The organism is Polaribacter sp. OB-PA-B3 (assembly GCF_054589375.1).
The window spans coordinates 546754-566803 of sequence record NZ_BAAIIX010000002.1 but is presented as its reverse complement, the minus strand read 5'-3'; the positions used below and the strand labels follow the sequence as shown (position 1 = coordinate 566803).

Annotated in this window: 21 protein-coding genes; 11 read left to right on the top strand and 10 right to left on the bottom strand. The window is 28.8% G+C overall.

The features are described from left to right. Positions 1-42 precede the first annotated feature (42 nt). The gene (gene arsC / locus ACYPV9_RS06385; protein WP_299059678.1) at positions 43-384 is read right to left on the bottom strand and encodes an arsenate reductase (glutaredoxin); all 342 of its coding nucleotides are present in this window, start codon (positions 382-384) and stop codon (positions 43-45) included. Positions 385-399: 15 nt separating this feature from the next. After that, on the bottom strand, positions 400-1497 hold the full coding sequence (prfB, locus tag ACYPV9_RS06380) for a peptide chain release factor 2 (RefSeq protein ID WP_459742416.1): 1098 nt from the start codon (positions 1495-1497) through the stop codon (positions 400-402). An 87-nt stretch (positions 1498-1584) separates the two neighbouring features. Between prfB and ACYPV9_RS06375 the strand changes: the two genes are divergently transcribed. Together ACYPV9_RS06375 and ACYPV9_RS06370 are read left to right on the top strand one after the other, a co-directional pair. Then, on the top strand, positions 1585-4002 hold the full coding sequence (locus ACYPV9_RS06375) for a zinc-dependent metalloprotease (protein ID WP_459742414.1): 2418 nt from the start codon (positions 1585-1587) through the stop codon (positions 4000-4002). A 20-nt stretch (positions 4003-4022) separates the two neighbouring features. Then, positions 4023-5042, top strand: coding sequence for a threonine aldolase family protein (locus tag ACYPV9_RS06370; RefSeq protein WP_459742412.1), 1020 nt, complete (start codon positions 4023-4025; stop codon positions 5040-5042). On the opposite strand, the gene ACYPV9_RS06365 is transcribed toward ACYPV9_RS06370, so the two are convergent. The 3 genes from ACYPV9_RS06365 to ACYPV9_RS06355 are packed head-to-tail and all read right to left on the bottom strand — an operon-like array spanning position 5039 to position 6641. Beyond that, on the bottom strand, positions 5039-5518 hold the full coding sequence (locus ACYPV9_RS06365; protein WP_459742410.1) for a hypothetical protein: 480 nt from the start codon (positions 5516-5518) through the stop codon (positions 5039-5041). The two genes, ACYPV9_RS06370 and ACYPV9_RS06365, sit on opposite strands and share 4 nt — an antisense overlap. 10 nt (positions 5519-5528) lie before the next feature. Continuing rightward, the gene (locus tag ACYPV9_RS06360; protein WP_299059692.1) at positions 5529-6143 is read right to left on the bottom strand and encodes a hypothetical protein; all 615 of its coding nucleotides are present in this window, start codon (positions 6141-6143) and stop codon (positions 5529-5531) included. Positions 6144-6146: 3 nt separating this feature from the next. Next, positions 6147-6641, bottom strand: coding sequence for an RNA polymerase sigma factor (locus ACYPV9_RS06355; protein WP_077809560.1), 495 nt, complete (start codon positions 6639-6641; stop codon positions 6147-6149). Positions 6642-6740: 99 nt separating this feature from the next. Here ACYPV9_RS06355 and ACYPV9_RS06350 point away from each other — a divergent pair, with 99 nt between their 5' ends. From ACYPV9_RS06350 to ACYPV9_RS06335, 4 genes are read left to right on the top strand one after another with little or no spacing between them, the layout of a single operon-like run. Further along, positions 6741-7655 carry a MerR family transcriptional regulator gene (locus tag ACYPV9_RS06350; protein WP_459742407.1) on the top strand — a complete coding sequence of 305 codons (915 nt, stop codon included), beginning with the start codon at positions 6741-6743 and terminating at the stop codon, positions 7653-7655. A gap of 60 nt (positions 7656-7715) precedes the next feature. Then, positions 7716-9179 carry a phytoene desaturase family protein gene (locus tag ACYPV9_RS06345; protein WP_459742405.1) on the top strand — a complete coding sequence of 488 codons (1464 nt, stop codon included), beginning with the start codon at positions 7716-7718 and terminating at the stop codon, positions 9177-9179. Positions 9180-9183: 4 nt separating this feature from the next. Further along, entirely contained in the window at positions 9184-10026 is an 843-nt protein-coding gene (locus tag ACYPV9_RS06340) for a phytoene/squalene synthase family protein (RefSeq protein WP_459742403.1), read from the top strand. Further along, the gene (locus ACYPV9_RS06335; protein WP_079736803.1) at positions 10026-10472 is read left to right on the top strand and encodes a sterol desaturase family protein; all 447 of its coding nucleotides are present in this window, start codon (positions 10026-10028) and stop codon (positions 10470-10472) included. The genes ACYPV9_RS06340 and ACYPV9_RS06335 overlap by 1 nt, the downstream gene beginning before the upstream one ends. A gap of 44 nt (positions 10473-10516) precedes the next feature. On the opposite strand, the gene ACYPV9_RS06330 is transcribed toward ACYPV9_RS06335, so the two are convergent. Then, a complete protein-coding gene (locus tag ACYPV9_RS06330) occupies positions 10517-11332 on the bottom strand; it encodes a DUF1853 family protein (protein WP_459742400.1) in 816 nt (271 codons plus the stop codon). A 57-nt stretch (positions 11333-11389) separates the two neighbouring features. On the opposite strand from ACYPV9_RS06330, the gene ACYPV9_RS06325 reads away from it, so the two are divergent. Beyond that, positions 11390-12064, top strand: a complete 675-nt coding sequence (locus ACYPV9_RS06325) for a DUF2461 domain-containing protein (RefSeq protein ID WP_459742398.1) — start codon at positions 11390-11392, stop codon at positions 12062-12064. On the opposite strand, the gene ACYPV9_RS06320 is transcribed toward ACYPV9_RS06325, so the two are convergent. Next, positions 12056-13393 carry an MATE family efflux transporter gene (locus ACYPV9_RS06320; protein ID WP_459742396.1) on the bottom strand — a complete coding sequence of 446 codons (1338 nt, stop codon included), beginning with the start codon at positions 13391-13393 and terminating at the stop codon, positions 12056-12058. The genes ACYPV9_RS06325 and ACYPV9_RS06320 overlap by 9 nt on opposite strands. 95 nt (positions 13394-13488) lie before the next feature. On the opposite strand from ACYPV9_RS06320, the gene ACYPV9_RS06315 reads away from it, so the two are divergent. From ACYPV9_RS06315 to ACYPV9_RS06305, 3 genes are read left to right on the top strand one after another with little or no spacing between them, the layout of a single operon-like run. Beyond that, the gene (locus tag ACYPV9_RS06315; protein WP_299059717.1) at positions 13489-13884 is read left to right on the top strand and encodes an acyl-CoA thioesterase; all 396 of its coding nucleotides are present in this window, start codon (positions 13489-13491) and stop codon (positions 13882-13884) included. 30 nt (positions 13885-13914) lie between these two features. Then, the gene (locus ACYPV9_RS06310; protein ID WP_299059719.1) at positions 13915-15036 is read left to right on the top strand and encodes a DEAD/DEAH box helicase; all 1122 of its coding nucleotides are present in this window, start codon (positions 13915-13917) and stop codon (positions 15034-15036) included. A 1-nt stretch (position 15037) separates the two neighbouring features. Next, positions 15038-15667 (top strand): trimeric intracellular cation channel family protein, encoded by a 630-nt coding sequence (locus tag ACYPV9_RS06305; protein ID WP_299059721.1) that lies wholly within the window; start codon positions 15038-15040, stop codon positions 15665-15667. A gap of 36 nt (positions 15668-15703) precedes the next feature. Here ACYPV9_RS06305 and ACYPV9_RS06300 read toward each other — a convergent pair whose 3' ends face one another. Next, entirely contained in the window at positions 15704-16813 is a 1110-nt protein-coding gene (locus tag ACYPV9_RS06300; protein WP_459742392.1) for a S41 family peptidase, read from the bottom strand. A gap of 46 nt (positions 16814-16859) precedes the next feature. After that, positions 16860-18941, bottom strand: coding sequence for a S41 family peptidase (locus tag ACYPV9_RS06295; RefSeq protein ID WP_459742390.1), 2082 nt, complete (start codon positions 18939-18941; stop codon positions 16860-16862). A 98-nt stretch (positions 18942-19039) separates the two neighbouring features. Here ACYPV9_RS06295 and ACYPV9_RS06290 point away from each other — a divergent pair, with 98 nt between their 5' ends. Further along, positions 19040-19504, top strand: coding sequence for a MaoC family dehydratase (locus ACYPV9_RS06290; protein WP_459742388.1), 465 nt, complete (start codon positions 19040-19042; stop codon positions 19502-19504). A 12-nt stretch (positions 19505-19516) separates the two neighbouring features. On the opposite strand, the gene ACYPV9_RS06285 is transcribed toward ACYPV9_RS06290, so the two are convergent. Further along, the gene (locus tag ACYPV9_RS06285) at positions 19517-19936 is read right to left on the bottom strand and encodes a hypothetical protein (protein WP_459742386.1); all 420 of its coding nucleotides are present in this window, start codon (positions 19934-19936) and stop codon (positions 19517-19519) included. Positions 19937-20050: the final 114 nt, after the last annotated feature.

Genomic DNA, 20050 nt, shown 5'->3' with positions numbered 1-20050 from the left:
TCAGTTAAAGAAAAGTTAAAGAAATATTAATTCATCTTTTAACTATAAAATAGTAGTAATATTTTCTGGTGGTCTACCAACTACAGCTTTGTTATTATTGATTACAATTGGTCTTTCTATTAGTTTAGGATTTTTAACCATCGCTGTAACAATTTCATCATCAGAAAGTTCTTTTCCTTTAAAATTTTCTTTCCAGATTTTTTCTGTTTTTCTTACTAATTGAATAGGAGAGATGCCTAATTTTTCGATAATAGCTTTTAATTCGTTTTCTGATGGAATTTCATCTAAATATTTTACTATTTCGAATTCTTTTTTAGATTCTTCTAATATTGCCAAACCTTGTCTAGATTTAGAACAACGAGGGTTGTGATATATTTTTATCATAATTTAGTTAGCTTTTTATGAGGTTTCTTTTTGTCCGTTCATCATTAAATAAGATTTTAAAAACGGATTGATATCGCCGTTCATTACATTATCTACATTACCAGTTTCATGACCTGTTCTAACGTCTTTTACTAATTTATAAGGATGCATAACATAATTTCTAATTTGACTACCCCATTCTGTTTTTAATTTTCCAGATTCTATTTCGTCTCGCGTTGCTTGTTGTTTTTGTAACTCGATTTCATATAACTGAGATTTTAACATTTTTAAAGCTGTAGCTCTATTATCGTGTTGAGATCTAGAGTTAGAGCAAGAAATTTGAATTCCGGTTGGTTTATGAGTTAGTTGTACTTTCGTTTCAACTTTATTTACATTTTGTCCACCTGCACCACTAGATCTAGCCGTTACAATTTCAATATCAGCAGGATTAATTTCAATTTCAATAGAATCATCAGCAACCGGAAAAACATACACAGAACCAAATGTTGTATGTCTTTTAGCATTCGAATCAAACGGAGAAATTCTAACCAATCGATGTACACCATTTTCACCTTTAAGCCAACCAAAAGCGTAATCACCTTCAATTTCTATAGTTATGGTTTTTATGCCAACTACATCTCCTGATTGATAATTTAAAGTTTTAAGTTTATAACCTTGTTTTTCTGCCCACATTGTGTACATTCTCGATAACATTTCTACCCAATCGCAACTTTCTGTTCCGCCAGCACCCGCATTAATTTGAATGGTTGCAGATAAAGAGTCTCCTTCATCAGAAAGCATATTTTTAAACTCTAAATCTTCTAAAAAAGTACTTGTTTTTTCAAACTGAGTAATCACCTCATCTTCATCTATTTCTCCTTCTTTAAAAAAATCAAATAACACATTGGTATCTTCATATAAAGAAATGGTTTTATTATAATCTTCTACCCACTTCTTTTTGAATCTTAACTCTTTCATTAAAACTTCTGCTTCTTTTGGGTTGTTCCAAAAATCTGGGTTTGCAGTTTTTTCTTCCTCATTGGCTATTTCAATGAGTTTTTTATCAATTTCTAAATAAGATTTTAATTTATCTATTCTTGTAGCTATGTCTTTTAACTGTTCTTGTGTAACCATATGTAAAGCAAAAATAAATGAAATTTTAAGATTTCTCGTTTTAAAAGTTGATAGTTATTTTATAGATTTATAGAAAATATACCAAACATGAAAAAACTACTACTTATTCTTTTTTTTATTACGATTTCTTTTGATGGATTTTCTCAATTTTTTACTGATAAGAAAGGAGATAAATTGCAAAAAGGAATTACCAAATACGAAGGTTATTTTACTTATTATTATGATGTAAATTCAGATAAAATTTACCTTGAGATAGAAAAATTAGATTCAGATTTTTTATATATTCGTTCTCTTTCGGAAGGTGTTGGTTCTAATGATATTGGGTTAGATCGTGGGCAATTGGGCGGCGGAGTTGTTGTACATTTTAAAAAAGCGGGTAATAAATTATTATTGGTACAGCCAAATTTAGATTTTAGAGCAATAACAAGTAATAAAGAAGAAAAGCAATCTGTAAAAGAAGCGTTTGCTAAATCTGTTTTACATGGTTTTGTAATTAAAGAAGAAAAAGAAGGTAAGTTTTTAGTTGATGCAACTTCTTTTTTTATGAGAGATGCACATGGTGTTGCAAGAACTCTTGCAAGAAATAATCAAGGTAGTTATAGTTTAGATAAAAGTAAATCTGCTTTTAATTTAGAGCGAACCAAAGCGTTTCCTAAAAATGTAGAATTTGATGTTTTATTAACTTTTAAAGGAACAGCAAGAGGTTACAATATTAGAAGTGTAACACCAGATGCTAGTGCAGTTACGGTACATCAGCACCATTCTTTTGTAGAGTTACCTGATGATAATTATAAACCAAGAAAATTTGATCCGAGATCTGGAGGTTATGCGATGTCTTATTTAGATTATGCGACTCCTGTAAACGAATCGATTACAAAGAGGTTTATTTATAGACACAGATTAGAAAAGAAAAATCCAAAAGCTGCAGTGTCTGAAGCGGTAGAGCCCATAATTTATTATTTAGATCGAGGAACTCCAGAACCTGTTCGTTCGGCTTTATTAGAAGGCGGAAGATGGTGGAATCAAGCTTTTGAAGCAATTGGATATAAAGATGCTTTTCAAATGAAAATGTTGCCAGAAGGTGCAGATCCGCTAGATATTAGGTACAATATGGTGCAATGGGTGCATAGATCTACAAGGGGTTGGAGTTATGGCGGAAGTATTTCTGACCCAAGAACAGGAGAAATATTAAAAGGTCATGTGAGTTTAGGTAGTTTAAGAATTCGTCAAGATTTTTTGATAGCGCAAGCTTTGCAAGCACCTTATAAAAATAATACATCAGAAGATGATTTTGCTTTGCAAATGGCAATTGCAAGAATTAGACAGTTATCTGCACACGAAATTGGTCACACTTTAGGTTTTGCACATAATTTTGCTGCAAGTACAAACGGTAGAGCTTCTGTAATGGATTATCCACATCCGCAGTTTTCTTTAAATAACGGTAAAATTGATTTTTCTAAAGCTTATGATGATAAAATAGGAGCATGGGACAAAGTTACAGTCGCTTATTTTTATCAAGATTTTTTAGAAAATGAAGAGCAAAATTTGAATAAAATTTTAGAAAATGCATCTGCAAATGGCCTAAAATATTTATCAGATTCTGATGCAAGACCTCAAGGAAGTGCAAGCTCATCTGCACATTTGTGGGATAATGGAGGTAATATTCATGATGAATTATATAATGTACTTAAAATTAGAAAAGCAGCAATAGATAATTTTTCTGTAGATAATATTAAAACGAATCAACCATATTCTGTTTTAGAAGATGTTTTTGTACCTCTATATTTTTTCCACAGATTTCAAACAGAAGCTACGGTTAAGTTAATTGGAGGTTTAGAGTATAGTTATGCTGTTAAGGGGGATAACCAAACTGTAGTTAAACGTGTTTCTGGTGATACAGAAAGAATTGCATTACAAGCAGTTTTAGCAACATTAAATGTCAATGAAATTGCAATTCCGAAAGAAAAATTAGCTTTATTTCCGCCAAGAGCTATGGGGTATGGTCGTACAAGAGAATCTTTTAAAAGTAAATTAGGTGCAGAGTTTGATGCTTTCGGAGCAGTAGAAACAGCTTCTGAAATGACGTTAAACTTATTGTTAAACCCTCAAAGAGCATCAAGATTAGTTGTTCATAAAAGTTTAAATAATAATCAATTAGGTTTAGACGAATTAATAGATGCGTTAATAGTTAAAACCATAAAAAGAAATACTAATAATAATTATTATAGAGAACTACAAAACATAATAAATAGTAAGGTTTTAGAGCAATTATTTTACTTAGCTTCCTATAAAAATCAATACAACCAAGTAAATGCAATTGTAGATTTTAAATTAAATGAAATTAAAACTATTTTAGAAAACAGAAATTCTAGTGGAGTTCAAAAAATGTATGATATTGGAATGATAAAAATGATTGAAGATTATAAGAAAAATCCTACATCATTTAAAAAAACAAAGGCACCACAAATTCCTGATGGTTCTCCTATTGGAAGTGGTTATAATTAAAAATAGAAAAGTATCAATAAATGATAATAGACTTAATTTCAGATACAGTAACTAGACCAACAAAAGAAATGTTGGCAGCAATGATGAGCGCAAAAGTTGGTGATGATGTTTTTAATATGGATCCGACAGTGAATAAATTACAAGAAAAAGCTGTTAAAATGTTTGGTATGGAAGCAGCTTTGTTTTTTCCTTCTGGAACAATGGCAAATCAAACTGCAATAAAATTGCATACGCAACCCGGAGACCAATTAATTTGTGATAAATATGCACACGTTTATAATTATGAAGGCGGTGGAGTTGCATTTAATTCTGGTGTGACTTGTAAATTAATTGATGGTGATAGAGGTATGTTTACCGCAAAACAACTAGAAGAAGTAGCAAGTACACAACCACAAATATATTTACCATTTAATAAATTGGTTTGTATAGAAAATACAACAAATAAAGGAGGTGGAGCTTGTTGGGATTTTACTGAATTAGAAAAAATTAAAAAAGTAACAAAAGATAATAATTTAAAATTTCATTTAGATGGTGCAAGACTTTTTAATGCCTTGGTAGCTAAAAATGAAACTCCAGAACAATATGGGCAATTGTTTGATACTATTTCTATCTGTTTGTCTAAAGGTTTGGGAGCGCCAATTGGTTCAATTTTATTAGGTCCTAAAAAAGATATTGATAAAGCTTTTAGATTAAGAAAATTATTGGGTGGTGGTATGAGGCAAGTTGGTTTTTTAGCTGCTGCCGGAATTTATGCTTTAGACAATCACTTTAATAGATTGGCAGAAGATCATCAAAAAGCGAAAGAAATAGGAGAAGTTCTAAAAACTAGTTCGTACATCACTAAAGTAGAAACAATAGAAACAAATATTGTTATTTTTTATGTTGATAAAGAAATTGGTGCAGACAACTTTATAGCTAAAATGAAAGATAAAAATATTTTATTAACTCCTATGGGAGAAGGTAAAATAAGAATTGTAACTCATTTAGATTATACCAATGAGATGCATAAAATTCTATTAAGAGAATTAAAAGATTTTTAGAAATAAAAACGAACTATAGGCGATATAGGTGAAGCAAAAACACTTTTATTTTCATCATATAAAACATCATATCTAATTCCGACAGCAAATCTACCTTGGTTGTAAGCAACACCCAAGTGTAGTGCTGGGAAATTTGTATTTACAGATGCAAATTGATCTTTTTGATTCGCAAAATTGTAATCAAATTCGCCAGATAATTGTACTCCAAATTTTGTTTGATATAAAGAAATAATACTTGCACCATAAACACTTGTAGAGAAGTCGTTAATTTCTGAATACAAATAATTTAAACCTGCGCCTAAAGCAAAACCGTTATCGAAATTATAAATTGCACTTGGTGAAATACCAATGGTAGTTTGGCTACCAAAGCCTAAACTAACACCACCACCAAATTGTACATTATCCCAAAAATCTGACTTTTGAGAAAATGAAACCATTGACATACTTAGGCAAACAAGTAAAAAAATCTTTTTCATAGTATTTATTTTATAAGTTACCGTCTAATTTAGCTAATTCTTTATAATTTCTATTTAGTTTTCTCAATAAAAATCCATAAAGTAATTGATAAAATAACCATAAAATGGCTAAAGCTACTATTGTAACTACTAATGTAAGTAAAACAATAAGTAATATTTGTTTTCTTGATAAATCATCAATGTTTAAATTGATATTAGCAACGGAAACAATTATTAGCAATAATGCCATGTAACCTAAATTAAAAAGCATATAATTTCTAACTGTTTTTCTAGTTTTAAGAATTTTCTTCATCAACAATTTTGTAGAATCAGAAGTTGAAATTTTTTGGTAGTTCTTATAAAACATTATCAAAAAATAGAAAATTATTAAATAGGCTAATATTTGTGAATAATAGACAAAGTTTTCTAAACCTAATTTTTTATACTCATCATAAGCTTCATCCATATCAACAAAAAAATACATAGAATTTAAAATTATAAATTCTAAAATACCAATAATAAAAATCCATTTCACAATAGATGATGATCTAGATTGTGCAAGTTTGTAAATTTCTACTGTAGAAAATTTACTTTCTTCTTCTGGTTGATTTTTCCAGGCTTTTTTATAATTATCTAATAAATCCATGGTCTATGGGTTTAGAATGTTTTTTAATTTTTCTTTTGCTCTATTCATTTTAACTCTTGCATTTACACTAGATATTCCTAATGTTTCCGAAATTTCTTTATACGGTTTATCTTCTAGGTATAAAAAAATGAGCGCTTTATCAATATCATTTAACCTATGAATCGCCTTGTAAAGTGCCTTTAATTGCACTTCTTCGGTATCATCATAATCTGTAGCTTTAATTTTAAAGGCAACATCACTAAAATCTTGAGTTTTTACTCTTCGGGTAGATTTTCTATATAATGAAATTGCAGTATTTAACGCTACTCTATACATCCAAGTACTAAATTTAGAATCTCCCCTAAATTTTGGGTAGTTTTTCCAAACTTGTATGGTTATTTCTTGAAACAAATCGTTATGTGCATCTTTGTTTGTAGTGTAAATTCTACAAATTTTATGCGCAATATTCTGATTCGTTTCAAAGTCTACTAAAAATTTAGCTTCTAAATCTTTTTGCACTTTTGTAATTAGGTTAGTTATTTAATAAGTAGGGTAAATGTAGAAAATGTTACAATTATTATAAAAAATATTTTTTTGACTTAAATTTCTTTACATTTGTTGAATAATAAACAAGAAACATTGAACAATATTAAGCAAGACTTTACGATTAAAGACCTAGAAAATATATCTGGTATCAAAGCGCATACTATTCGTATTTGGGAAAAAAGGTATAATTTGCTAGAACCACAAAGAACAAATACTAACATTAGGTATTATTCTCATAAAAATTTACAGAAGTTATTAAATGTTGTTTTACTAACAAAAAACAATTTTAAAATCTCTAAGATTGCAAAAATGTCTGATGAAGAAATTTATCAAAATTCTAGAGATGTTGCTTTTAAAGAAGGTTTAAATGACGAAGCTATAAATTCTTTTAAATTATCAATGCTCCAATTTGATAAAATTCTATTTAATGAAACTTACAATAGGTTACTAGAAGTAAAAACTTTTAAAGAAATTTTTAAAGAAATCTTTATTCCTTTCCTTAATTACATTGGTTTGTTATGGCAAACAGATACTGTATTACCGGCGCATGAACATTTTATATCAAACTTAATTTCTCAAAAGATACATATTAATACAGAAAATTTAGAGCAAAAGAATTTATCTTCAGAAAAAACATATGTACTTTTTTTACCAGAAAATGAAATTCATGAATTAGGTTTGTTATATTTAAATTTTGAACTTGTTAATAAAGGATATAATACTATTTATTTAGGGCAGAATTTACCTTTAAATAATTTAAATATCTTTTTTAATCATGAAATGAAATTATGTTTTGTAACCTCATTAACTGTTCAACCTTATGATGATAAAGTAGAAGAGTATTTTAAAGAGTTAGAAACTATTTTATCAGGTACTAAGCATGAGTTTGTTGCAATAGGTAGAAAAACAGAATTAGTTAAACACAATACATATAATTTTAACGTATCATTTTTTAATACTGTTACAGATGTGTTAAATGATATATAAAAATAAATTAATAATCTAAAATGTTTAATAATTTTATATATTTGTTAAACAAAAATAGATATGAATAAAAATATACATATTATTGGCTCTGGTTTTTCTGCGTTAGCGGCCTCATGTTACTTAGCTAAAGAGGGTTATAATGTAACTGTTTTAGAAAAAAACGATACTTTAGGAGGAAGAGCAAGACAATTTAAAAAAGATGGTTTTACCTTTGATTTAGGACCATCTTGGTATTGGATGCCAGATGTATTTGAAAGATTTTTTGCTGATTTTGGTAAAAAAGCATCAGATTATTACATCTTAGATAAATTAAATCCTGGATATGAAGTATATTTTGGAGAAAATTCTTCGTTAAAAATTTCTGAAAATTTAGAGGAGATTTATCAAATGTTTGAAAATGAGGAGGCTGGTAGTGCAAAGCATTTAAGAAATTTTATCAGTTCAGCCAAATCTAATTATGATACCGCAATTAAAGATTTGGTATATAAACCGGGTGTTTCTCCTTTAGAATTGGTAACAACTAAAACTGTAACTAGAGTTTCTCAATTTTTTTCTACAATTTCTAAACAAGTAAGAAAAAATATAAAAAGTAATAAACTTATAAAAATTTTAGAATTTCCGGTACTGTTTTTAGGCGCAAAACCTAGTGATACTCCTGCATTTTATAACTTTATGAATTATGCAGATTTTGGTTTAGGTACTTGGCATCCTAGAGGCGGAATGTATAAAGTTGTAGAAGGTATGGTTTCTTTAGCTACTAGTTTAGGTGTAGAGTTTAAAGTAAATGCAAATGTCGATAAAATTGTTACAAATAGTAAAAATGAAATTGCTGGTTTAGTTGTAAATGGTGAAGAAATTAAAACAAATTTAGTTTTAAGTGGGGCAGATTATCATCATACAGAAACATTATTAAATAAAGAAGTAAAGCAGTATTCAGAAAAATACTGGAGTAAGAAAACTTTTGCTCCGTCATCTTTACTTTTTTATGTTGGTTTTGATAAGAAAATAGAAAATGTAAGTCATCACACCTTATTTTTTGATACCGATTTTGAGCTACATGCAAAAGAAATTTATGACAATCCAAAATGGCCAACAGACCCATTGTTTTATGCCAATTTTACTTCTATCACAGATAAAACTTCTGCACCAGAAGGTAAAGAAGCAGGTTTTTTCCTGATTCCTTTAGCACCCGGAATTGAAGATTCTGAAGCTTTAAGAGAAGAATATTTTCATAAAATTTTAGATAGATTCGAAGAATTAACAAACCAAGAGGTTAAAAAATACGTATTATTTAAAAGGTCTTTTTGCGTTAACGATTTTAAAAAAGAATACAATTCTTATAAAGGAAACGCTTATGGTATGGCAAACACATTATTGCAAACAGCTTTTTTAAGACCAAAAATAAAGAGTAGTAAAGTTAAAAATTTGTATTTTACAGGGCAGTTAACAGTTCCTGGACCTGGAGTACCGCCAGCATTAATTTCTGGTAAAATAGCAACAGAACTAATAATTAAAAATCAATAACAAAATGAAAGAATTATTTGATAGTGTTTCTAATGATTGTAGCAAATTAGTTACTAAAAAATATAGTACATCATTTTCTCTTGCCGTAAATATGTTGTCTCCAAAAATTAGAGAAGACATATACAATATTTATGGTTTTGTACGTTTTGCAGATGAAATTGTAGATTCTTTTCATGATTATGATAAAGAACACTTAATGCAGCATTTCGAAAAAGATTATTACCTTTCTAAAGAACATGGTATTAGTTTAAATCCTATTTTAAATTCTTTTCAACATACCATAAAAAAGTATAATATTCCAGACGAAATGGTGCAAGCTTTTTTAAAAAGTATGAAAGCCGATTTACATAAAACTACTTATAATACTAAGCAAGAATATGATGAATATATTTATGGTTCTGCAGATGTAGTTGGTTTAATGTGTTTAAAAGTTTTTGTTGATGGAGATGATAAAAAATATGAAGAGTTAAAAGATGCGGCAATGCGTTTGGGGTCTGCTTTTCAAAAAGTAAACTTTCTACGAGATTTAAAGGATGATTTTGAAACGTTAAATCGTTCTTATTTTCCTAATATTGACTTAGGAAAATTAGATGCTGCGTCTAAACAAATAATTATTGATGAAATTGAAGCTGATTTTGAATATGCATACAGCAACGGAATTTTAAAATTACCGGTAGAAGCAAAATTCGGAGTTTATACAGCTTATAGATATTACAGAAGGTTACTAAAAAAGTTAAAAAAGGTGCCTTCAGAACAGATTATGGATTCTAGAATTAGAATTTCTAATCCTATGAAAATTAATTTATTAGCAAGAAGTTACGTAAAATATAAATTAAATATTATTTAATGATTTATGCCCTTATAACATTAGCGGTTTTTTTAATTATGGAATGTGTCACATGGTGTACACATAAATATGTGATGCATGGTTTCGGTTGGTTTTTACATGAAGATCATCATCAACCAAAATACAGCGGATTCGAGAAAAATGATGCGTTTTTTGTGGTTTTTGCAATACCAAGTATTGCTTTATTTTATTTTGGAACCTATACTGAACATACCTATTTATTTTTTATTGGCTTAGGCATTTTATTTTATGGTTTGGCTTATTTTTTAGTACACGATGTTTTAATTCATCAAAGATTTAAATGGTTTAAAAATACCAATAATAATTATTTAAGAGGATTAAGAAAAGCTCATAAAATACATCACAAAAATATGGGTAAAGAAGATAGCCAATGTTTCGGAATGCTATTTGTACCTTTAAAATATTTTAAAAAGCCAAAAGTTTAATTACTTTCATAGCAAAACTGAATGATTAACTTCATTCAGTTTTTTTATGTCCACCAAACAAGAAAGAATTTTTCAATTTCTCCGTTTTCTTTTTTTAGCCAACATAAAGGTGAAAATTGCCTTTCTAAAATAGGAGTAACCACCTTTTTAAAGTCAGAGAATTGTAACCAATCTACATTTTTATGTGGTATAATTATCCAATCTTTTTTTATTGGAATAAAAAATTTACAATTATTAAACCGGTGTAAGTCTTTTAAATTGCAATAGAAACCAGTGATACAATTTTTGTTTAATAATTTAAGATTGATATTAGTTTTATAAATCGGTAAAAACAATTGTGCTTTAAAATAAATTTGTTGCGAAATATCTTTTAATTCTATTTTAAAATTGTTTAGCAGGTTTTTGCATTCTTTTGTGTGTAAAATAGGCAATTGCTTGTCTTTTAATTTAGATAATTTTTCTATTAAAGCATCTTTTCTATTCGGGCCAATAAAATGCTCAATTTCAGTATTACCAATTTTATCATCAAAAAGATAAAACTTGTATATAATTTCTAAATGTACCGGAGATTTATCTTTCAATAATAAGCAATCTAACTCGCCAAGTGTAATTTTGTTTCTTTGAATTTGAATATTTTCAGCTAGTATTTCTATGGATTTGTTTTGAGATAATTCAAACGAAACAAAACGTTCTATATATTTTCCTAATCTTAATTTTTCATCAATTAAAATATCTATTTTAGAAAATTTATTATGTATTTTAAATTGATATAATTCAAAAACATCATTGTTTTTCCACAGATTATTTGTCTGTAAAAAACCATCATATCTTTTCTGAATATCTTTTATTTTTTGATACATATCAAATTCGAAGTTACAAATCTATTTTGTAATTTTAACTTTTAAAAGATGTATAAAATGCAGATCGAAAAATCTACTTTAAAATTTTTAAAAGACTTACAAAAAAACAACAATAGAGATTGGTTTACAGACCATAAGGAAACCTATGTTTTAGAGCAGAAAAAAGCAAAAGCAGTCTTTGAAGAAATACATATAAACTTACAAAAGCACGATGAAATAGAGAAATCTAAAATGATGCGTATTTATAGAGATGTGCGCTTTTCGAAAGATAAAACTCCCTATAAAGCTCATTTTGCAAATTCTTTTTCTAGATTAGGTAAAGAGTTAAGAGGTGGTTATTTTTTAAGAATAAGACCAGGAGAATCTTTTTTAGCTGGCGGATTTTGGGAACCAAATAAAGAAGATTTATTTAGAATTCGTAAAGAAATAGAGTTAGATGCATCAGAAATTAAAGATATTTTAAAAGATAAAAATTATCAAAAGTATTTTGGTAAAGAATTTGGTAGTTTTTCTGAATTAAAAACGGCTCCGAGAGGTTTTGATAAAGAACATCCAGATGTAAACTTGTTAAGAAAAAAAGGGTTTATTGCAACTAGAAACTTTACAGATGCAGAAGTACTAGCGCCAAATTTTATAGAAGAAGTGGATAAGAGTTTTAAAGTTTTACGACCATTTTTTAACTTATTTAGCGATATTTTGACGACAAACTTAAACGGAGAATCATTATTGTAGATTTTTATCTATTTCTCTTTTTAGAACTATAACAGTAATTATTGTAGATAGTAAATCAGCAATAGGAAAAGACCACCAAACGCCAAGAACACCATAATATTTAGGCAAAATGTAGGCTAACGGAATTAAGGAAATCCCTTGTTTTAAAAGCGTAAGAAATAATGCGGGCATTGCTTTACCAGCTGCCTGAAAATAAGCAGAACCTATCAATTGCATGGCAACAACTGGTGTTACTAAAAACACAATTAACATTGCACTTGGCGTTTTATCTAAAAGAGTAGCATCATCGGTAAATATCCAAATTATTTGTTCTTTAAAAATCGCAACTGCAATAAATATGATGGTTCCAATAATAGAACCAAAATAAATAGACTTTTTAATAGTTTCTTTAACTCTTTCATTTTTTTCTGCTCCAATATTAAATCCAGCTACAGGTAAAAAACCTTGAGAAACACCTAAAATAGGAGAGAAGGCAAACATCATAACTCTATTAATAATACCAAAAACAGCTATTGAAATTTCATCGCCATAAGTAAAAAGCGAGTAATTCAAAACAATCATTAAAACACTTACTGCACCTTGCCTTACAATAGAAATACTACCTAATTGGGCAATTTCTTTTACAATATCGAAGTTCAGTTTAAAGTTTTTTGGTATAATTTTTAATTCACTTTTAGATGATATAAAGAAATACAAAATATACAAACCACAACTGGCATAAGAAAGAGAAGTTGCCAAACCAGCGCCCCACATTCCCCAATTAAAGTATTTTATAAATAAAATATCTAAAACTACATTTAAAACTGCCGGAACCATCATTGCATACATAGCAAATTTTGGTTTTCCTTCAGCACGAATTGTTGGGTTTCCCATCATCGCAAATGCTAAAAAAGGAACACCATAAATAATAACACTAAAATATTCTGATGCAATTGGTAAAATTTCACCTTTAGCTCCGAATAAATCTAAAATAGGAATGCTAAAAACATTTCCTAATACAACAAATAGTATGGCTAAAATTACAGTCAAACAAATTTGATTTCCGAAGGTTAAAAAAGCCTTTTCGGTATTATTAGCGCCTAATGCTCTCGAAATGATAGAGCTTCCTCCAATACCAATTCCCATACCGATAGAAGATATTAAAAAGGCTATTGGTAAAACCACTGTTATGGCAGCTATAGCCAAAACACCAATCCATTGTCCTACAAAAATAGTATCAACAATCATGTTTAAAGACATTACTAAAATACCAATAGTTGCAGGAACTGCTTGTTTTAAAAGCAATTTGCTAATTTTTTCTGTACCTAATTCGTTTGCTAGTTTGTTCATAGAAGAAGTTGCAAATTACGGTATTTAAATAGAAAATGAAACCACTTTTATTGTTATAGAATTATTAATGTTTTAATTTTGTAGAAAATTAATAGATGAAAGATATTTTTGAATTAAATATTACAGTGACTTCTAAAGATATTGACGATTTAAACCATGTTAATAACGTGGTTTATGTAAAATGGATGGATAAAGTTGCTTTTGAACATTGGGCGTATTTAACTAAAAATAATCCTTTACCAGAATATGTTTGGGTTGTAATTAAGCACGAAATTGAATATTTAAAACAAGCAGTAATTGGCGATGTAATTACTGTAAAAACTTGGGTTGGTGAAACCAAAGGTTTTAAATCTGAGCGTTTAATGGAGTTTTATAAAAACAATATGTTACTTGTAAAAGCTAAAACTGTTTGGGGAATGTTAGATGCTAAAAGCTATAAACCTTCTAGAATTAGAGAAAATGTTCTAAAAGTATTACAACCTGTTAAATAAAAGTATCTTTGCACAAAATTTAGAGACAAAATGGCATCATTTTCAGAATTAGGTATTAAACCTGCATATATAAAATCGATTAAAGAATTAGGTATTTCTAATCCAACAGAAATTCAAGAAAAAGCAATACCAGTATTAATAAAATCGAAAACAGATTTTATTGGTTTGGCACAAACTGGTACAGGTAAAACTGCAGCTTTTGGATTGCCTATTCTACATCATATAGATGCGAAATCTGATCATATTCAAACGTTAATTTTGTCACCAACTAGAGAGTTGGTTCAGCAAATAAAAAAACAACTTTTTAAGTTTACGAAATTTAATGAAGATAAAATTTTTGTAGAAGCTGTTTTTGGTGGAGAAAAAATTGACAGACAAATCAATAATTTAAAAAGAACTACACATATTGTTGTTGCAACACCTGGTAGATTAATCGATTTAATAGAAAGAGGAGATATAGACATTAGTCATGTAAAAACCGTTGTTTTAGATGAAGCTGATGAAATGTTGAGTATGGGTTTTAAACAAGATTTGAATAGAATTTTAAAATTTTCTTCTCAAAGTAATCGTAATACTTGGTTATTCTCTGCTACAATGCCAGAAGAAATTAAACGTATTATTAAAACGTATATGGATGCTAATGCGCCAAGAATCGAAGTAAACAAAAATGCTTTGGTCAATGCAAATATTAGACATCAATACGTAAAAACTACTTTAAAAACGAAAGCAGATGATATTGTTACGTTTTTAGAAAAAAGAGGTACGCAAAGAGGTATTATATTTTGTAGAACTAAAGCAGGTGCGCAAAACCTTGCAAACTTTTTAATAGAAGAAGGTTTTTCTGCAGGCGCTTTAGAAGGTGATATGCAACAGAAAGAACGTGATAAAGTGATGCGTGCTTTCAAAAAAGAAAATTTACAATATTTAGTTTCTACAGATGTTTCTGCTCGTGGTATCGATGTTAGTGGATTAGAGTTTGTAATTCATCATCAATTACCAGAACAATTAGAATATTATACACACAGAAGTGGTAGAACTGCAAGAGCAGGAAAAACAGGTACATCTTTGGCTTTTATTCTTTCAAATGAATTAGATAAAGTGCATCAAATTCAAAAAGAATTAAATATTAAGTTTACAGAAGTTAGCGTTTAAAATGGATGTTGTTTATCTATTAGATATTTTAGGAACCTTTGCTTTTGCTGTAAGTGGTGCCTTGGTAGCTTCTGATAAAAAGTTCGATTTATTTGGTGTAATTATAATTGCATTTGTAACTGCTGTTGGTGGCGGAATGTTAAGAGATGTTTTAATAAACGCGCATCCTATAAATTGGATTGCAGATTTAAATTATTTGTATGTAATTTTTACTGCAGTAGTATTTACCTTTTTATTTAAAAGCAAGATTGCTTTTTTAAGTAGAACCATGTTTTTGTTTGATACAATTGGTATAAGTGTATTTACTTTATTAGGTTTACAAAAAGGACTTTCTTTTAATTTACACCCAATAATAGCTTTAATAATGGGAATGATTTCTGCAGTTTTTGGAGGTGTTTTAAGAGACGTTTTAACAAATAAAGTTCCATTAATTTTCGAAAAAGAGATATACGCTTCTGCTTGTTTAGCAGGCGGAATAATATATTTATTACTTTTTAAATTTTCAACTTTACCTGAGAAATTTATTTTTATAATAGCAGCTCTGGTAATAATAACTATAAGAGCAATTTCTGTAAAATATCATTTACAATTACCAAAAATTAAAGATGATTTATTTGGTAAGTTAAAATAAAAAATGCGAAGATTTCTCTTCGCATTTTCTTTAGTTTTATTCTACATCTTTTAATAATTCTCGAATAGATCTTATCAATTGTTCATCGATACCATTGTCTATCTTACCCGGCATATTTTTAACTTTTATTGTAGGTTCTGTTTGGTTGTTTTCCATCCATTCGCCTGCTTTATTTTTAGCAGATACAGGTACAATTCCCCAATAACTTCCATTAGGTAAAGTTTCCCAACCTGCAAAACTACAAGTTCCAGGTACAGGCATACCAACTGTTTTACCAATTTTTAAATCTGTATAACCAGAAGCATAACAATGTCCGTCTGAATACATACTCTCATTAAATATTGATAAAGTTGGCTTTGTCCATCTAGACGTTGGCTCGCCACCTACAACTTTTGCCTCTGTTTCATATGTTAAAAATGGTACACCCGTAAAAAACATTGCTAAATCTGCAACTAAATCTCCACCGCCATTAAATCGAGTATCAATTATTACACCTTTTTTATCCAAATATTTACCCATCATATCTTGGTAGATACTTCTGTATGGTCCGTCGCTCATACCAGGAATATGAACATAACCTAATTGGCCATTACTTTCTTTTTCTACTTGTTTTTCATTTATTTTTACCCATCTTTTATATAATAACCTATTTTCTTGTCCTAATGTTATAGGTTTAACTGTTATTGTTTGTGATTTATTTGTAGATGGATTTTCTATTTCTAACAACATAAATTTATTTGCGGTACGATTTAAATATTTGGCAACATCTGTATTTTTATCAATTAATTCGCCATTTATTTTTTTGATAACCATACCAGCTTTAATATTAAATTTAGCTTTATCTAAAGGACCGCCTTTTATAATTTCATCGATTAAAATACCATCATCTTTAAATTTGTTATTCATAAAAATACCTAAAGATGCTGTAGCATCTGCATTTTTAATATTATTTCCTCTAAATCCAGCACCAGAATGAGATACATTTAATTCCCCTAATAATTCTGATAACATTTCAGAAAACTCGAACTCATTGCCAATGTATGGTAAGTATTTTTGATATTCTTTTTTTAATTTTTTCCAGTCTTTTCCGTGGAAATTTGAGTGATAAAAAACAGCATTTGTTCTTAGCCAAACATGATCAAACATTGCTTGCTTTTCAGCAATTTCATCAAACTTTATTTCACCATTAATACTAACTGGTTTTTGTTTGTTTGTTTGTACTTGGATTTAATTTCGTAATTCTACCGCTGCTAAGTAAATAAAGATTATTCATTTCTTTATCCCAAGTTAAGCTACCATAACCAACATTTAACTTCATTAGCATTTTAGTTTCTTTGGTTCTTAAATTTGTAGTCCATAAATTAGAACGACCTTCAAAACTAGATAAATAATAAAGTTTATCGCCATCTTTAGAAAGAACAGCATCACCTAAACGAGAAGAATGAATTGTTAGTCTCTTTGTTCTATCTTTTAAATTATCCCAATCGAAGGTTAAAGGTTTAACTTCTTTTTTATCTTTCTTATCAGTATCTTTTTTCTTGGTCTCTTTTTCTTTCTTTTTGCTAGAATTTTTCTTTTCTTCTTCTTTAATAGCTTTCATTAATTTATAATCTTCATCACTTAAATTAAATTCGTCCCAGGCATCTTGAGTAAAAAACATGCTATAAACATCGCTTTGAGAACTACCACTTGTTGCGTAAGATTTTAATCCGTTTCTATTGCTAAACCAAATCATTTGTTTACCATTATTTACCCATTTAGGGTTCGAATCGTAATAACCGCTTTCATTTAAATTTACTCGTTTAGAACCATCGGCTGCCATTAATAATATTTCGCCATTATTTAGGGTTTTAGACCAATCTACAAGTAACCATTTACTATCCGGACTCCAAGTAAAATTCTTATCACCATCTCTCATATGAAATAAATCTTTTGGTGTTAAAAGTGTAACTTCTTTTTTAGATTTTACATCTAAAATTTTTAAAGTTCTTCTTCCTTCAATAAAAGCAATTTTCTTACCGTCTGGAGAGTATTGTGCTAAATAATTATCTTTTTTGTTATCTATTAAAGTAGTTTCTTTAATAAGTGTTGCTGCATAAAAGAAAGGTTCTTCTTTTCGTATTTTTTCAGTTTTAAAAACGCTCCATTTACCGTTTCTTTCACTAGAATAAATTACAGATTTACCATCTGAACTCCAATTTACAAAGCGTTCGTTTTCTGGTGTGTTGGTTAATCTTTTAGTAAAAGTTTTATCAACAGAAGTTACAAATACTTCACCACGAGCAATAAAAGCAATTTCTTTACCATTTGGTGAAACTGCCATTTCATTAATTCCGCCATTTACAGAAATATATTTATCTGTATTCTCTTTATCTTGAGTAGTAATTGTAATGGCAACTTTTTTAGGTTTTTCACCTTCTTTTAATGTGTAAGTTTCACCATCGTAACCAAAAGAAAGTATATCATTTGCAATACTTAAAAAACGAACAGGATGTGTTTTAAAATTTGTAATTTGTTCTGCTGAATCTCCGTTTTCTAACGTAGACTTAAATACATTAAATGTTCCGTTTCTTTCACTTAAAAAATACATGCTTTTTTCATCCGAAGAAAATACAGGTTGTCTATCTTCTGCTGTATTTGTAGTAATCATTTTATGCTTTTGAGTTTTGGTATTATAAACCCAAATATCTCTCGTAATAGAAGATGTATGATGTTTTCTCCATTCGTTTTCGCCTCCTTTTTTATCTTGATAAAGCATTGTTTTACCATCTTTAGAGAATTGTGTGTATTCTGCCGGAATAGTTAACAATTGCTGTATTTTACCAGCTTTTACGGGGACGCTATAAAGTTCTGTTTGAGAACCGTGCGGATATTGTCTATGACGAACATCATCTTGCCTTAAAGCCCCAAAAACTACATTTTTATTGTCTGATGTAAAGCTGTACGGAGTTTCATTATTAGAATGAAAAGTTAATCTTTTTGCGGTTCCACCATTTGCATTCATTACAAAAATGTCAAAATTACCATATCTATTAGATGCAAAAGCAATTTTAGATCCGTCTTTACTCCAAGTAGCCATAAAATCATGTGCACTATGAAAAGTAAGTTGTTGCGCTGTTCCGCCAGCACTTGCTACTGTATATAAATCGCCTTTATATGTAAAAGCAATTTTAGAACCATCTGGCGAAATAGAAGAATGTCTTAGCCATTTTGGGTTAGTTTGTGCACTTAAAATGCATGTAAATAAAAAGAGGAAATAGGTTAGTTGTTTCATGATTTAAATTTTTTTCTAAATTAATAATTTGATATAGTTTAGAACTTGTTTATTTTGTTAAATTAGAAGTTGATTTTTTAACATTTAAATTGGATAAAATGAAACCATTAATATTAAATACCCTAAGTGAGTTTGTAAGGTTAGAAGGTAAAGATTTGCCAATTGGCGAATGGTATACAGTAACCCAAGAAATGATTAATGATTTTGCAAATGCCACTTTAGATAAACAATGGATTCATGTAGATGAAGAAAGAGCTTTAAAAGAAAGTCCTTACAAATGCACAATTGCACATGGTTTTATGTCTGTTTCTATGATATCTAAATTATTAGAAGATATTTTTGATATTAAAAGTTTAAAAATGGGCTTAAACTACGGATTAAATAAAGTTCGCTTTCCAAATCCTGTTCCTGTAAATAGCAAATTAAGAATGATTTCTAAATTAAAACTGGTAGAAAGTTTAGGCGAAAATGGTATAAAAGCTACTTTTTCTTGTACAATTGAGATTAAAGGACAAGAAAAACCAGCTTGTGTAGCAGAATTTATTGCTGTGTTTTTTGAATAGGATTAACAGAAATTATTTTAGAATTCCGTCTGCGATACATTTTTTAGAATACCAAATTAAAAACAGGCAAACTAAAATCACTAAAATTGGCATAACATACATACTTAGATCAATATCCATTAAAATATATACTTGTTGTATTGTTGCACAAATTCCGGATAATAAAAATAAATAATAAGATAGTTTCTTTTTTACAAGAAAAAATATACAACCTAAAACACCACCAAATACTGCTAATGCAAATAATGCAGTTAACCAAGCCGGATGTTCTACCATCATTTCTGCTTGTTGTTTTGGCGGCATACTTGCAATCATTTCATCTGTAGCTAATGTTTGAAATAAATAAGCGCTTACACCCATTAAATTCCATAGAAGTGAAAGAATACCAATTGCCCAAAAGGCTTTACTAGGTTTATTCGAATTTGTAGTCATTTTAAAAAAGTTTAGTGAATTGTTTTTAAATATAATTAAAAATATTTGTAAAAATTAATAATGTAAAGTATATTTGACATTATATAAAGTTTATTTGTCTAATTGTAAAATGTT

Coding starts and splice junctions, on each gene's coding strand:
- arsC (WP_299059678.1), bottom strand. CDS start 384: ATGATAAAAATATATCACAACCCTCGTTGTTCTAAATCTAGACAAGGT.
- prfB (WP_459742416.1), bottom strand. CDS start 1,497: ATGGTTACACAAGAACAGTTAAAAGACATAGCTACAAGAATAGATAAA.
- ACYPV9_RS06375 (WP_459742414.1), top strand. CDS start 1,585: ATGAAAAAACTACTACTTATTCTTTTTTTTATTACGATTTCTTTTGAT.
- ACYPV9_RS06370 (WP_459742412.1), top strand. CDS start 4,023: ATGATAATAGACTTAATTTCAGATACAGTAACTAGACCAACAAAAGAA.
- ACYPV9_RS06365 (WP_459742410.1), bottom strand. CDS start 5,518: ATGAAAAAGATTTTTTTACTTGTTTGCCTAAGTATGTCAATGGTTTCA.
- ACYPV9_RS06360 (WP_299059692.1), bottom strand. CDS start 6,143: ATGGATTTATTAGATAATTATAAAAAAGCCTGGAAAAATCAACCAGAA.
- ACYPV9_RS06345 (WP_459742405.1), top strand. CDS start 7,716: ATGAATAAAAATATACATATTATTGGCTCTGGTTTTTCTGCGTTAGCG.
- ACYPV9_RS06340 (WP_459742403.1), top strand. CDS start 9,184: ATGAAAGAATTATTTGATAGTGTTTCTAATGATTGTAGCAAATTAGTT.
- ACYPV9_RS06335 (WP_079736803.1), top strand. CDS start 10,026: ATGATTTATGCCCTTATAACATTAGCGGTTTTTTTAATTATGGAATGT.
- ACYPV9_RS06330 (WP_459742400.1), bottom strand. CDS start 11,332: ATGTATCAAAAAATAAAAGATATTCAGAAAAGATATGATGGTTTTTTA.
- ACYPV9_RS06325 (WP_459742398.1), top strand. CDS start 11,390: ATGCAGATCGAAAAATCTACTTTAAAATTTTTAAAAGACTTACAAAAA.
- ACYPV9_RS06320 (WP_459742396.1), bottom strand. CDS start 13,393: ATGAACAAACTAGCAAACGAATTAGGTACAGAAAAAATTAGCAAATTG.
- ACYPV9_RS06315 (WP_299059717.1), top strand. CDS start 13,489: ATGAAAGATATTTTTGAATTAAATATTACAGTGACTTCTAAAGATATT.
- ACYPV9_RS06310 (WP_299059719.1), top strand. CDS start 13,915: ATGGCATCATTTTCAGAATTAGGTATTAAACCTGCATATATAAAATCG.
- ACYPV9_RS06305 (WP_299059721.1), top strand. CDS start 15,038: ATGGATGTTGTTTATCTATTAGATATTTTAGGAACCTTTGCTTTTGCT.
- ACYPV9_RS06300 (WP_459742392.1), bottom strand. CDS start 16,813: ATGTTTGATCATGTTTGGCTAAGAACAAATGCTGTTTTTTATCACTCA.
- ACYPV9_RS06295 (WP_459742390.1), bottom strand. CDS start 18,941: ATGAAACAACTAACCTATTTCCTCTTTTTATTTACATGCATTTTAAGT.
- ACYPV9_RS06290 (WP_459742388.1), top strand. CDS start 19,040: ATGAAACCATTAATATTAAATACCCTAAGTGAGTTTGTAAGGTTAGAA.
- ACYPV9_RS06285 (WP_459742386.1), bottom strand. CDS start 19,936: ATGACTACAAATTCGAATAAACCTAGTAAAGCCTTTTGGGCAATTGGT.